Here is a 12,514-nt window from a genome sequence, read left to right as displayed (position 1 = left end):
AATTACGTGACTTCCTCTCTGCCTTACAACAACAAAACCCAGTTTTCCGAGGGCTCTTAAAGTTTGATTGCGAAATATATAGAGATTAATTGGTGATTCTGGCATTTAATATACTCTGCTTCTGAAAATTTTCTTGATACAAGTCTTATTTCTGAGTTTATCACTGTAAATCTTTCGTTAATGAAAAAAAGCACAATCCTGATAGAAATTTCGGATAAAAGAGTCATAAAGGGCACAGTTCTCGGAAAAGAGACTCTTACTCAATGGGCAAACCAGATTTACAGCAAAACAGAACCTCAACTCATCCCTCTGATTGAAACTCATGAACCGGAAGGAAAAAAGATCGTTGAAGTAAAAATTCTCGAATACCCGTTAAAGCCTGTTTCTGTTCGGGGAAAATGTTTCAGGAGGATGAAGAATAGCAACCGGGTCATGAACGCACAGGAAATTTCAGAGACGTTTGGTTTATTAAATTAACCATTTAATCCTGAACAAAAGATAGCTTTTAAATTTGAAAACTTGATTAACATTGACATTAAATGAGCAGATAATAAGGGAGAATGTTATTTATGGAAATATCTGAGAATGCGGAGAAAGAGTTCAACAATATGAACAAAATATTTAAGGAAATAGCAGGACCAGGCAGCAAGACAGCCATGGGAGTTTTACTTGCCAGATCTTTTGAATCGCAGAAGCCCGAAGACGAACGAATCTGTTATGACCCGTATGCAGTTTATTTCATCAACCCGGAGATTTTGAAGTGGGGAGCTAACCATCCAGACGAAGCAAGAATAATGCAGGAGCAGATGGACAGATTTTTTCCGGGAAGAAATAACTCAATCGTTGCTAGAGTCAGATTTTTTGACGATTTTGTGAAAAAGTCAATCGATGAAGGTATCGAGCAACTGGTTATATTAGGTGCAGGATATGATTCACGTGCCTATCGGATTGAAGGATTGAAGAAGATCAAAACTTTTGAGGTAGACCATCCTGCTACACAAAATATAAAAATGGAAAAAATAAAAATGATCTTTGGCAGTTTGCCGGATCATGTTGTCTATGTCCCTTGCAATTTGGAAACCGAAGACTTTAGTCAAAGGTTGATAGATATGGGATATAACCGAGACGTTAAGACTCTCTTCCTGATGGAAGGGCTCTTAATGTACCTTCAGCCAGAGGTGGTAGACGAGATCCTATCCTTTATTGTAAAGGACTCAGGGAAGAACAGTAGCATTCTCTTCGATTATTTTCCCCAATCTGCAGTTGACGGAAGTTCCAGGCTTGAGGCTGGGAGGAATATTCGGGATCAAGTATCACAGCTGGGAGAACCGTTTAAGTTCGGTATCAAGGAAGGAACTGTTGAGACATTCCTTACGCAGCGTGGATTTACACAAGCATGCAATGTGACGATGGAAGATTGTAAAAAAGCCTATTTTCAAGGAATAAATAAAAACAGAATAGTTGATAGCTTGAAGTCTTTCGTCCACGCCGTTGTTCAATAAATTTATTGAACCGGCTAAAAAGAGGCAGCGACCGAACTCGTGGTTATCATCGGACAGGACGAAGACAGAATTCACTTAGCTTCTGCGCCCGAACTTCCGGGTTGCCACACGCAGGCAGAAACACTTGATGAACTGAACACGAGAATAAAAGAAGCAATCGACCTTTATCTTGAAGTCAAAGCCGAAAAAGAGAATTAAGGAATCTACCTCCTCCCATTCTTCAAGCAGGATTGAAGCCACCAAAAGAAGCTTAAATTTTCTGTTCACCTGTGCAACAGCTTCTCGTTTGCGGTCAGGATCTCGACCCCGAGTTCGCTGAAGTCCTTATCATGGGTTACGAAGACCAGGCCTTTGGCGCGGCAGATCTCTGCAAAGAGGAGGTCGTTGAAGTCGTATTTTCCCTGCTCAAAGAAGCGCAGGATTTCAGGCAGGTCTATGACTTTTAAGTCGGGGTCGCAGGCAAGGGTGTTTCGGAGAATTTTTTTCACGTTAGAGGTAATGTCTACGGCAACCGGACGGAAGCTGAGCGAGTTTCTGAAATCCTTGAATCTTGAATAATCCGTCTGCTGTTTGAACTCGATTCTAGAAAAGGCATTGATAAATTCCGAGATTATCATGCAGTTTATGTAGATCGTACCGTTTGAGTTCCGGATTTCTCGTAAGGTTCTGGAATATATGGCAGACCTCTGATCAGGCCAGCCTATGGGGCCGTAGATGTAGAGCCAGATATTGGTATCAAAAAAATAACTCTGTTCGGGAGGAAAATCATAAGTCTCTGTGGAATGGATAGGTGCCGGGCTGGGTTTTACAGGCAGGGTTTTTCCAGGGCGAAGCCTCACACTGCGCTTTAACGGGTATACTACTGCGCGGTGAACGCTCTTATGCATCTTCGCCTCCTATCACATCCCTGAGAGCCTTTCTACAGGAATATGCATGTTCAAAATAGCCTTTTGCCCTCTCCATGACCCTCTTGAGAACAGCCTCGTCTTCAGGGTCAAGGTCCGTAAAAGAAAGGTTTTTTTCAATCAGTTCAGCCGGAAAAGTCCCGTAAAGCTGCCCCACAGCCGAATTCAAAAAGGCAGGCGTAAGTTCGTCATTCTCTGCAAAAGAGAGTTCAACCTTCCTGTTTTTGCGGAAAGAGTTTGCAATTATATCGTGCACTTTTTGCCCATCGCAGGCTGCAACACAGAAATTGCTGCCTGCAGCCTCAATAATTCTTACTTTCACCCTCTCTTCCTTAACCTTCCCCATTCAGTCACTCCCATCCTGCGTACCAAGAAGCACAATTAGAAGCATAATTTTGAGCCGGGCGCCTTAAACCAAAAACCTGCACCCTTTTTACCAGTTTTCTCTTCAGCGTCTTTTGCCAATTCTTCTTTCCTTCAATACCTTTACCGATTATTCTTACCTTCAATGCCTTTTACCGATTATTCTTTAATCCCTTTTCCTGTTATCTTCAATAACTTTACCGGTTTACCTTTCAGTTGACTGAAATAACCCCCTGCTCCCAATAGCTGTTTAATCGGTTTTTTTCTTGAAAAAAAGCCATCCTTTCCCTTCTTTCCCGTACTTTGTCCTTATCAATACATAATCACCTTCGAGTTTTTCCCCGTGAAGTGTCATGGCAATTTCTTTCTCGTTATGTTTCTGAAGCTCGAAGATCCCCTTATCCCAGATCTCAACCTTCCCGGCTCCGTACTCTCCTTTGGGGATTTCTCCCTCAAAATCGGCATACTCGAGCGGATGATCTTCAGTCTGGATGGCAAGCCTCTTAATGCCGGCACTATCAGGCGGCTCCTTGGGGACTGCCCAACTTTTCAGGACCCCATCCAGTTCCAGGCGAAAATCATAATGAAGGTTAGTTGCATCATGGCGCTGGACCACAAAAACAGGCTTATCCGAACTTTTTTCGACCCCTCTCGCGGGAGGTTCGGAGGTCTTTTCAAAATCTCTCTTCTTCGCATATTCCTCAAGCATGGAAGATCAATAGAAAATATGGATGCGCCGGATATAAATGATTATGCAGTAAGGTTTGAAAAAGAAGCTTACGAAGAAGATAATATTATGTCTGCCGAAAGTCTGTAGAAGAAATTCCTGAAAAATATAAAAAAGCATCCGAAAACAGCTCTTCTTTCACATTCTGGCAAGTGAGTAATCAGAGTAAATCTGTAAGAATTCACTGTCAGTCTGCAGGAGCACGGTCTCAAACATCGCTAAATGGACTTTTTCCTCCCTGGCGATATCAAGAAGAATTGTACGGATTTCCTCATTTTTTGTCAGGTTTGCCATCTGTTCGTATACGTTGATGGCATCCAGTTCTGCGATCATTGCAGCTCTCAGGATTTCTTTATCAAGGTCTTCCTGGTTGGTATTCTCAAGGTCTGCAATTGTTTCCGAAAACAGACTCTTACCTCCTGTAAGTATTCCCTGTAAAGATATGCAAAGGCAAACTTAATGTCTCTTTCTATCGGGAACCCTCATTAGAAACAGATCCGTATTCAGTGTAAAAATAATTGAACAAAAGACCGGATTAAAGATTAGACTAAAGCCTGAAATAAGGTATGAAATAAGATATGGAATAAGGCATGAAATAAGGTATGAAATAAGATTTGAAATAAGGTATGAAATAAGATTTGAAATAAAGGAGATAACTGTATCTATAAATTAATCCATTTCCTTTCTCAATACAATGAAAATAATTTTAGATTAATAAAAGTTATGTTGATAAAATATTTTACTTTAATTTTTTTATAAATTATTATATGTTTGTCAACTTATTAGCCCTGGATATACGGGTAATATACGACCCCAAACTCTAATTTTCGAAAACACATTCGCATTGAAAGGCTATTTAATACATCAGTAACTTAATTACATTTCATAAAAAAATATGTTTTGTTAGAAAAGAACTTATACATAAATTTCATAAACTAATTATATGAATTCTTATTTATGATGGATCTACTGAAGAATATTAATTATATTGAATGTTGCTGAAAATCTGCTTACAATTTGTGTGGTCCAGAAATAATAATCCCAAAAACCCTCCGGTACCGTTTCCTCCGTACCATCTCAGTCAGCTAACCAGAAATTGATCCTATCCGAGGCCGAGAATTCTTGAAGAAAATAAATTCCCTTCTGCTTGCATTTATGATCTTATTTTCGTGTTTTTCTGGCAGCGTGAGCTTTGCCGCCGGAAGTACCGAAAACTCCGAGCTGCCCCTGAACAATACATCCCTTTCAGAACCTGTGATTGAAACGGCTCCTCTGAACCCCGAGTTTCTGGAGTCAGGGCAGTCAGATCCGATTGACCCTCTCTCGTCTTCTGATTACGGGTATTCTCCAGGCACTGGATATACTCCTTCTCCGGTAAACCTGTCAGGGCTCTCAAGACCTGCAGAAAGGCTGTTGCTCAGGGCATCAGGTTCGGAACTCCCTGCAACCTACGACCTGCGAGAAGAAGGACAGGTCACCTCTGTGCAGGACCAGGGAGAGACCGGAAGCTGCTGGGCTTTTTCGAGCCTCGAATCCCTTGAATCTTACATCTTGGGGACAGAAGGAGAATATCGGGATTTTTCCGAAAATAACATGAAAAATCTTGTTACAAAATATTATTCCGACGGTTTTGACCTTACCGTCAATGACGGCGGGAATGCATTCATGTCTATGGCATACCTTGCCCGCTGGTCCGGGCCAGTAAACGACTCCGAAGATCCTTTTAGCGAAACTTCTACCTACTCTCCGACAGGACTTCCCGTGCAAAAACATATCCAGGAAGCGCTTATACTGCCCGAGAGAACCGGCCCTCTGGACAATGAGGTGATCAAGGAAGCACTTATGGATTACGGGGCCGTGTACTCCACAATGTACTGGAGCTCGCTCTATTACCAGGAAAACAGCTGCACTTATCGATACACAGGTTCGGGCGATGTCAATCACGCAATAACTATCGTAGGCTGGAACGATTCTTTTGATAGGAATATGTTCAAACGGGTACCCTCCGGGGACGGAGCTTTTATTGTAAAGAACAGCTGGGGAGAAGCCTGGGGAGAAGAAGGATACTTCTATATTTCCTACTATGACACCAGGCTCGCATACGTAGAAAATGCCGTGTTTACGGCTGCAGAGAAGGAAAACTTTGACTGCATTTACCAGTATGATCCACTCGGATGGATAACCTCTTTTGGGTACCCTGGATCTGGATATTTAACCGCCTGGGGAGGCAATGTATTTTCTTCGGGAGGAAACGAAAAACTTGAAGCCATAGGATTCTATACTACGGATCTTGATACGGCTTATGAGATATATGTTTACAAAAACCCGACAAATGGTCCAATTAATCAGGAAGAAAATTTTGTTTTAAAAGAGACCGGAACATGTGCTTTCCCTGGTTACCATACCCACCCGCTGAATTCGCCAGTAAACCTGACTTCCGGAGAGAAATTTTCAGTGGTTATGAAGTTCAGCAATCCTTCCTTATCGTACCCTCTTGCAATTGAGCTTCCCCTTTCCGGTTATAGCAGCAAGGCACAGGCTAATTCCGGAGAAAGCTATGTAAGTTCGAATGGAGTCAACTGGCGAGACCTTACATCAGAGGCCGGATGTTCAGGAGCAAACCTCTGTATAAAAGCTTTCACTATTGTTAACGGCCTCCCTGAGGCTGACTTCTCTTCAAATATCACCAGCTGGGTTTCTCCTCTCACAGTCCAGTTTACCGACCTCTCGCAGGGTGCCTTTTCCCGGGAGTGGGACTTCAACGGAGACGGAACTGTAGACTCAACAGCCCAGAATCCGGTCTACACCTATAGCTCCCAAGGAACTTATACTGTCTCGCTGAATGCCAGCAACAGGAACGGGCTTGACTCCGAGACAAAGAGCAATTACATAACAGTGGCTCCACTCTCAATTCTCTCTTCAAGCCCCGAGGGAGATCTCACGATTTTTGAAGGAGAGGAGCAGACGTTCAGTATTAGCACAAACCATAACAGTACTGTAAGCTGGTACCTTAACGGAGTGGTAAAGCTTTCTGAATCCGGTGTTAAAAACAGTTCCTATTCCAACAGTGCTCTCTCTCCCGGAAATTATACTGTTACCGCCCGAGCCGTAACAGGGAGCGAAACGGTTGTACACACCTGGAACCGGACAGTCCTCGACTGGAACCCCTGGGACGATTCGACCTCTGAGGGAGGGGCCAGCATAAGCACAGGAGAGCTTCAGGAGGCGATACATGTATATAAAAACGGTCTTTCGATCCCGAACACAGGAGTGGAACTAACTAGCTCCAGGCTCGAGGAACTTATAAGGCTCTGGAGCGAAGGGTCTGCAAATTGAAAAACAGTATAACGACAACCGGGAAACATAATCAGGTTTCCCGTTTCTTTTCTTAATTTTTTTCTAATTTCTTTTAAATCTTTTTTAAATCTCTTTTTTAATTTATGTTCTTATTTTTCTTTAATTTTCTTTCCCAATTTTTACTTTTCCCTGCTTATTTTTCTTTTTCCAGAGTCTGTTCGACTCCTTCCCCGATTTTAACATTCATAAGAAAATCATCAACAGTTGCAAGAAGAGAACCAATTTTCTCGGAATGAAAATGCACAGCAACCCTTTCATCACTGATTTCACTTTCCATACTTCTCAGGTTGTCCGGGGAAAGAGCTTTCAGGATTCTGGCTGCAGACCGTCTTGACTTTGGGTCAGGGAACTCAATTATACCTGTGATTTTCATAAATATGCCTCGTGCGTTTTTATGCTAATCCCGTGCTTTCTTTTCTTTTTACTTCGCTTTTGCTGCTTACTTAGCTTTCCGCTGCTTCATTTTCCTGCTCAATTCCATTTTTTACATTTCCTGCTTAATTTCCTTTTTTACATTTTCTTATATTTTCTTTTACTTTACCTTCCCACTGGCATTTTTCCTTAGCTGGTCTCCTACGATCTGGTCTACGATGCTCAGGAACTCCTCCATACTTCCGAAGGGAATTGAGGCTCCGGATGCGACACTGTGTCCGCCTCCGTTTCCACCGACCGCGCCTGCAGCTTCCCTGAGGGCAAAGGCAAGATCAAGCCCTTTTGATACAAGTTCGCGGGTACCCCTGGCAGAAACCTTCAGAATTCCCTCGGACTCGTTTACACAGATGAAAGGGAGTTCGGGGTGGAGGTATCTGACCACGGTTGTGGCGAGGCTTCCTGTAGAAAGGGCATCAACCGTATTGATATACCAGATGTTCTCCCCTTTACGAATTTTTTCCACGCTTTCCCGGATATCCACAGCAAGGTTCTTTTCATGATCTTTTGTAAGGGAGAGGGCTTCCCCAACAATGGTCGGATCCTTCAGGCAGAGCGCCAGGGCAAGCCCGTAAACCTTCTGCTTGCCGCAGGTATTGAGAATGGAGATGAAATCATAGACATTATGCACCAGTTCCCGGTTCAGCAGAAATATGTCTCCTATGACGGCTTCAATTGCCTCAGGACTTGCCTGCCTGACAAGTTTCAGGGCGATGGCGCTGGCAAGTTTTGAGGTCTCTTCTTCGGATAGGTTTTCAATGTTTCCGGAGAGTCCCAGCTGGTTTAAGAATTCCGCTGCTTTTTCGGGATAGCCGGTTACATCCAGAAAAGGTTCCGTGCTGTATGCAAGCACATCCGCAATTGCTCCGTCACCTACTTTCAACCCTTTCCTGATGGACACAACTCCCGCTTTTAAGGCTTCCTCCAGAATAAAGGCATTTGCAGTCCGGAAAAGCTGCCTGTCTCCGACTGCTCCTGCAATTGCCAGCCCTGCAAGGTCGATGTTTCCTGTCCCTAGTTCTCTGGCAACAAGATAGCAGGTACCTGAAGCCGAGATATCCGTTGCCCCGTCGATTCCTACCATATGGGCGTTTACCACGGCTTTTGCAGGAGACTGCCCTACCGGCTGGTGGTGGTCAAGCACCACGACATCAGCTGCAACCTTACCTATCAGTTCCGGTTGCCCGCTGCCCATATCACAGAAAATAACCAGGTCTCCTTTAGATATGGTATTATTCACTTCTTCGATTACAGCCTCATCCAGTTTTCCTGCTATTGAAAGCTGGAAACCTATACCTGCCCGTAACAGAGCCAGGGCCATGATCCCGGCTGAAGTCAGCCCGTCAGCATCATTATGTGAAACTATACGCACAAATTTATGCTTCCGGACTTTATCGGCTGCATTTTTTGCAAGATTTATCAGTTTTTCAAGCTCGCTCAAAACCCATCACTCATAAAAATTCAATATCAAAGTCAGAAGCCCGGTACAGAGACCGATATATTTTCGAGAGATATAATACTTAGTTGCTAACTCACGAAAGATGCCAATCTATACTGGCTTGATAATATAAAACACTTATATTCCAGAGGCAACATATCAAGGGAAAGAGTATTATGAAACTTAGTGAGTTAAGGCAGGACACTACCGTAAAACGTTGGTTAAATAATTTGAAACCAAAGAGAAACACTGAGTTAGCATATTTACAGGCTCTATCCGCGTACACCGGTTATTACAATGTGACACCATATGAATTAATCGATGAGGCAGACAAGGAAGAGATAAATCAGGTCAGGATAAGAGACCGGAAGATAAAAGATCGTTTAATTAATTTTAGAAGTTACCTTATTGACCAGGGTTTAGCTGATTTCACGGTAAGAGGAAGGATGGCAGGCATCCGTAGTTTCTACGCATCATTTGATATAGAAATACCTAAGCTTCAAGGAGAAAGGAGAAGAGCAAGGGTAAAGGAAGAGAATAGGGAGATACCAACTAAAGAAGATCTACAGGCAGCACTTAAAGTATGTGATCCACTGGAGAAGGCTTTGGTTTTGACTGGGGTAAGTAGTGGTCTATCATCAGTTGAAATTCAAAATCTCACAATTAACGACTTCAAAAAGGGGTATGATCCGGAAACAGAGATTACAACTTTGAAACTCAGAAGAGTAAAAACCGGAGTGGAATTCACCACCTTTTTGAGTCCAGAAGCTTCCAAGGCAATATTAGAATATCTTGATTTCAGAAACCGAGATGTTAAGGCAGCAACACCCAAACGGGCACAACAGATTGAGAAACAAAAAGTAGTCTCTGATAGTGGTTACCTCTTCATCTTAAGACAAGTCGAAAGTAAGTATCTGGATACTCATGACGAGGAAATTAGAAAGCTTAGTGAAAACGCGGTTCAAAAAATGTATAGGGCAATCTCAGATAAAGCCCGGAAAAACACAAGTGAAGGGGCCTATAATACAATCAGATCCCACAACATGAGGAAATACTTTAATTCTGCTCTTCTCAATGCAGGATGCGACTCTTTTATGGTTGAATATTGGATGGGTCATGAGTTGGATGATACAAGGGCAGCATATTTCCGGGCGAGTCCGGAGAAACTCCGAGACATATACAAAAAGTATATTCCATACCTGACGGTCCAGAAAGAACTTGATATCTCAGAAAGCCCCGAATATCAACAAATTAAAAATGAAAATATGATTCTACAGGCAGAGACCGCCCGGCATATTGTGGAAAGGTCTGAGCTTCAAGACCTGAGAAAAGAAATGCAAGAACTCAAAGAACTTGAGAAAAATATACCAACGTTACTACAAATAGTAATGCAAAGCCCGGAAGCCATGGAAATTATGAAAAACATGAAGTCACAGCAAAAATCAACATAAAATGCCTTAAGACTGTGAAATACTTTCTTCTAGTTTAGAAACTAGAAGATATGTGCTTTTTTTGTGGAGTTGTACAGCGGTTGAATCTATCCCATATTCGAATATTTGTTTTTCTATGGAAGAACAAGATTCAAGAGTTTGCATTGTTTCAGATGTAAGGTATTGTTTTTCTCGCAGGTAGTTTTCGACAGCAACGTTTATTGTGTTACTGAGGTCCAGGCCATAAAAGTCTATAATCTGTTTCAGAAATTTTTCTATAGACGGACGAATTTGGACCCGATCTTTTTTCCCTAACCCGAGGTTTCGAGCGACTACAATTGAGCATTTTTCCATACAACACCCTCTAAAATAAAAAGAGAATTACTATGGTATTTATATCTTGGCTTAAGGATGAGATGCAGGAACAATCGATTTTAATGCTACTACCAGATCTTCTAAGGAAACGCTTGATTTTGCATTTCTAGATTTACGTTCTTCCGGTTCCAGATGGCCTATGTACCTGATATAGCCGAGATCTTCACCTTTTCCATACCAAGGGATTCTTATTTTGTCTGTAAAGGTTTTAGTCGGAAAGGCTATTATCGCCTGGCCAGGTTCGAGCTTTTCAAATAGCCTGTTAAAGCGGTATAGTTTCGGCTGTTCACTGCTGGGATAATTGGCACCTCTCAGGGAGATTAGGAACTGAAAAGAGGTTCTTATGCCTGGCCTGAGTTTTCGCCAGCCGTGAGAGGAAGCTACAAGGCGAACGTTTTGACTTCTTAGCTGTTCTGCGTTGTGCTGCAGGATTGCACCGGCATGCTGATCCCCTGAGAAGCCCTGTCCCCTGCTGGGTGCAATGTTGTTAAGTTCATCCAGAAAGAGAGCAACCCGGGGATTCTTCCCTTTCATGTGAGAATATGGGTATCCTGAAGGTTTAAGGTCGTAGTTCATGGCTTTCAGGATCAAAGACTCAAAAAGCTTTGCCGTTGTTGGAGCTACGAGGGAGGGGTGAAGTATGAAACGCTGTAAGCAGAGTACGTTTATGTGGTCACGGTCCAGGAGGTTCCAGACTTCTTTGGGATCCTGGAAGTATTTTTTCTCTATTTCGTAGTGCTGGACCTCTTCCCCGTTTTCATCTTCAAAAAAGTTAATATCAACGTCGCAGGACTCGGGTATAAGGAGCCTTACAGGGGCCATTCTTGTAAGCTGCAGGATTTCGGAGGATTTCCCACGGTCAAACCAGACCAGAGTTTCCCAGAGATCCGGGGAAAGTTGGGTACGGGCTTTAAGGAAGCCTTCCAGCAGCCAGAACATTAAGGTAGTTTTCCCGGCTCCGGTGTTTCCTACTTCTAAACCGTGCTGACCTGGTGAAAGGATAAATTCCTTGTAAAGCTTTTCTTCCCAGCTGTTCAGTTTTTCGCCTCCTTTGTTTCAAAAATGAATTTGAGAAAAGAAATTATCTGATCCTGGGAGTATTTCCCCATCAGATAGCCGAGTGTACAGGATACTAAGCCCACCAGAAGGCAGAGCTTTTGTATTTCGAAAGAGTCAACGGTCCAGAGTACCATTATAACCACCTGCTGCCCTGAATTTCTTTGATCATTGATTCAGTGATTAATTCATGTTTGTGTATTAGGGTCATAAGTTGAAGCCGGGTAATGTCCAGGGATTCATCTATTGATTTTCTTCTTTCGTCTGAAAGCTGGACGTATTCCGGATCATCCAGAATTGGCTCATAGATTCCCCTTACAGTACTGATATCTGTTTTGATTTCATCGAGTAACTTTTTATCTTCGTCTTTGATGCCTTCTTTTTCTGATACTGCTGCAGTGATTGTATAGATTAGAGCTACTAAGGATATTTTGGCTCTGAGGCTGGAGTCTATGTTATAGATCTGGGAGCGCAGAGCCTCAGCGAGCAGGTAAGGAAGGCCTAAGAATTTTTTATCGTTCTGCAGCCTGGTCGCCTCCTGCTGCCTGCTGAGAGTTACGTTTTTTCAGGAAGGAGAAAAGGGATTTTTTAGGGGCCTGATTTGAGTCTATCTGAGGGTAGAGGGTAGGGACTACAGGCCGGGGTATTATTGTGTTTACGGCTTCCTGCCTTCCTAAGCGGTCCCTGGATGCAGAGAGAGAGGCGGCCCGGTTCATGAAGCATAAAACACCAGGAAGGGGTATAACAAATTGATCAACAGCCCCATAAAGAGACATAGCCGTTATTTGCTGCTGGCTCAGGTCATACATTGCGTCAGTTGTGGGATTGATAAGGGCCTGAACAGTGGACCGTTTAAGAGCTATGTCTGAATTATCGCTTACTTTGCTGCTGTTTTCTTTTTCTCTTAGCTTTTCTGCTATTTCGTTTACCAT

14 protein-coding genes are annotated in these 12,514 nt (G+C 42.9%); 5 read left to right on the top strand and 9 right to left on the bottom strand.

Annotation, left to right across the window (positions count from 1 at the left end):
* The first annotated feature begins 180 nt into the window (after positions 1-180).
* The 3 genes from ACSAZL_RS06565 to ACSAZL_RS06555 all read left to right on the top strand — a co-directional run bounded on the left by ACSAZL_RS06565 (position 181) and on the right by ACSAZL_RS06555 (position 1,700).
* Positions 181-477, top strand: coding sequence for an AlbA family DNA-binding domain-containing protein (locus ACSAZL_RS06565; protein WP_440947904.1), 297 nt, complete (start codon positions 181-183; stop codon positions 475-477).
* Positions 478-569: 92 nt separating this feature from the next.
* Positions 570-1,502, top strand: coding sequence for an SAM-dependent methyltransferase (locus ACSAZL_RS06560; RefSeq protein ID WP_440947903.1), 933 nt, complete (start codon positions 570-572; stop codon positions 1,500-1,502).
* 39 nt (positions 1,503-1,541) lie between these two features.
* Positions 1,542-1,700: a type II toxin-antitoxin system HicB family antitoxin gene (locus ACSAZL_RS06555; RefSeq protein WP_440947902.1), complete on the top strand. Its 159-nt coding sequence runs from the start codon at positions 1,542-1,544 to the stop codon at positions 1,698-1,700.
* 65 nt (positions 1,701-1,765) lie between these two features.
* Here the strand turns inward: ACSAZL_RS06555 and ACSAZL_RS06550 are convergent, their stop codons facing one another.
* The 4 genes from ACSAZL_RS06550 to ACSAZL_RS06535 all read right to left on the bottom strand — a co-directional run bounded on the left by ACSAZL_RS06550 (position 1,766) and on the right by ACSAZL_RS06535 (position 3,830).
* Positions 1,766-2,389, bottom strand: coding sequence for a type II toxin-antitoxin system VapC family toxin (locus tag ACSAZL_RS06550; RefSeq protein WP_440947901.1), 624 nt, complete (start codon positions 2,387-2,389; stop codon positions 1,766-1,768).
* Complete coding sequence (locus tag ACSAZL_RS06545) at positions 2,382-2,753, bottom strand: STAS-like domain-containing protein (RefSeq protein ID WP_440947900.1); 372 nt, start codon at positions 2,751-2,753, stop codon at positions 2,382-2,384. The genes ACSAZL_RS06550 and ACSAZL_RS06545 overlap by 8 nt, the downstream gene beginning before the upstream one ends.
* A 267-nt stretch (positions 2,754-3,020) precedes the next feature.
* On the bottom strand, positions 3,021-3,479 hold the full coding sequence (locus tag ACSAZL_RS06540) for a DNA polymerase ligase N-terminal domain-containing protein (RefSeq protein WP_440947899.1): 459 nt from the start codon (positions 3,477-3,479) through the stop codon (positions 3,021-3,023).
* Positions 3,480-3,635: 156 nt separating this feature from the next.
* The gene (locus ACSAZL_RS06535) at positions 3,636-3,830 is read right to left on the bottom strand and encodes a ferritin family protein (protein WP_440947898.1); all 195 of its coding nucleotides are present in this window, start codon (positions 3,828-3,830) and stop codon (positions 3,636-3,638) included.
* A gap of 789 nt (positions 3,831-4,619) precedes the next feature.
* Between ACSAZL_RS06535 and ACSAZL_RS06530 the strand changes: the two genes are divergently transcribed.
* Positions 4,620-6,833 (top strand): lectin like domain-containing protein, encoded by a 2,214-nt coding sequence (locus ACSAZL_RS06530; protein ID WP_440947897.1) that lies wholly within the window; start codon positions 4,620-4,622, stop codon positions 6,831-6,833.
* A 154-nt stretch (positions 6,834-6,987) separates the two neighbouring features.
* Here the strand turns inward: ACSAZL_RS06530 and ACSAZL_RS06525 are convergent, their stop codons facing one another.
* Both ACSAZL_RS06525 and ACSAZL_RS06520 read right to left on the bottom strand, forming a co-directional pair.
* Complete coding sequence (locus tag ACSAZL_RS06525; protein WP_440947896.1) at positions 6,988-7,227, bottom strand: KEOPS complex subunit Pcc1; 240 nt, start codon at positions 7,225-7,227, stop codon at positions 6,988-6,990.
* A gap of 159 nt (positions 7,228-7,386) precedes the next feature.
* Entirely contained in the window at positions 7,387-8,724 is a 1,338-nt protein-coding gene (locus tag ACSAZL_RS06520) for a DHHA1 domain-containing protein (protein WP_440947895.1), read from the bottom strand.
* A gap of 173 nt (positions 8,725-8,897) precedes the next feature.
* On the opposite strand from ACSAZL_RS06520, the gene ACSAZL_RS06515 reads away from it, so the two are divergent.
* The gene (locus ACSAZL_RS06515) at positions 8,898-10,172 is read left to right on the top strand and encodes a tyrosine-type recombinase/integrase (protein ID WP_440947894.1); all 1,275 of its coding nucleotides are present in this window, start codon (positions 8,898-8,900) and stop codon (positions 10,170-10,172) included.
* A gap of 384 nt (positions 10,173-10,556) precedes the next feature.
* Here the strand turns inward: ACSAZL_RS06515 and ACSAZL_RS06510 are convergent, their stop codons facing one another.
* The 3 genes from ACSAZL_RS06510 to ACSAZL_RS06500 all read right to left on the bottom strand — a co-directional run bounded on the left by ACSAZL_RS06510 (position 10,557) and on the right by ACSAZL_RS06500 (position 12,514).
* Positions 10,557-11,465 (bottom strand): hypothetical protein, encoded by a 909-nt coding sequence (locus ACSAZL_RS06510; protein ID WP_440947893.1) that lies wholly within the window; start codon positions 11,463-11,465, stop codon positions 10,557-10,559.
* A gap of 95 nt (positions 11,466-11,560) precedes the next feature.
* Positions 11,561-11,719, bottom strand: a complete 159-nt coding sequence (locus tag ACSAZL_RS06505) for a hypothetical protein (RefSeq protein WP_440947892.1) — start codon at positions 11,717-11,719, stop codon at positions 11,561-11,563.
* 375 nt (positions 11,720-12,094) lie between these two features.
* Positions 12,095-12,514, bottom strand: a complete 420-nt coding sequence (locus ACSAZL_RS06500; protein ID WP_440947891.1) for a hypothetical protein — start codon at positions 12,512-12,514, stop codon at positions 12,095-12,097.

Origin of the sequence: Methanosarcina mangrovi, from assembly GCF_052057765.1 — an archaeon.
Taxonomy (GTDB): Archaea; Halobacteriota; Methanosarcinia; order Methanosarcinales; family Methanosarcinaceae; genus Methanosarcina.
Note: the sequence above shows the minus strand (reverse complement) of the source record. Positions and strands in the feature narration are given on the sequence as shown.

What these genes read in the sequence shown, in the direction of transcription:
- ACSAZL_RS06515 (WP_440947894.1), top strand. Translation starts at nt 8,898, where the DNA reads ATGAAACTTAGTGAGTTAAGGCAGGACACTACCGTAAAACGTTGGTTA.
- ACSAZL_RS06565 (WP_440947904.1), top strand. Translation starts at nt 181, where the DNA reads ATGAAAAAAAGCACAATCCTGATAGAAATTTCGGATAAAAGAGTCATA.
- ACSAZL_RS06525 (WP_440947896.1), bottom strand. Translation starts at nt 7,227, where the DNA reads ATGAAAATCACAGGTATAATTGAGTTCCCTGACCCAAAGTCAAGACGG.
- ACSAZL_RS06560 (WP_440947903.1), top strand. Translation starts at nt 570, where the DNA reads ATGGAAATATCTGAGAATGCGGAGAAAGAGTTCAACAATATGAACAAA.
- ACSAZL_RS06500 (WP_440947891.1), bottom strand. Translation starts at nt 12,514, where the DNA reads ATGGTAAACGAAATAGCAGAAAAGCTAAGAGAAAAAGAAAACAGCAGC.
- ACSAZL_RS06545 (WP_440947900.1), bottom strand. Translation starts at nt 2,753, where the DNA reads ATGGGGAAGGTTAAGGAAGAGAGGGTGAAAGTAAGAATTATTGAGGCT.
- ACSAZL_RS06540 (WP_440947899.1), bottom strand. Translation starts at nt 3,479, where the DNA reads ATGCTTGAGGAATATGCGAAGAAGAGAGATTTTGAAAAGACCTCCGAA.
- ACSAZL_RS06535 (WP_440947898.1), bottom strand. Translation starts at nt 3,830, where the DNA reads ATGATCGCAGAACTGGATGCCATCAACGTATACGAACAGATGGCAAAC.
- ACSAZL_RS06550 (WP_440947901.1), bottom strand. Translation starts at nt 2,389, where the DNA reads ATGCATAAGAGCGTTCACCGCGCAGTAGTATACCCGTTAAAGCGCAGT.
- ACSAZL_RS06505 (WP_440947892.1), bottom strand. Translation starts at nt 11,719, where the DNA reads ATGGTACTCTGGACCGTTGACTCTTTCGAAATACAAAAGCTCTGCCTT.
- ACSAZL_RS06510 (WP_440947893.1), bottom strand. Translation starts at nt 11,465, where the DNA reads ATGTTCTGGCTGCTGGAAGGCTTCCTTAAAGCCCGTACCCAACTTTCC.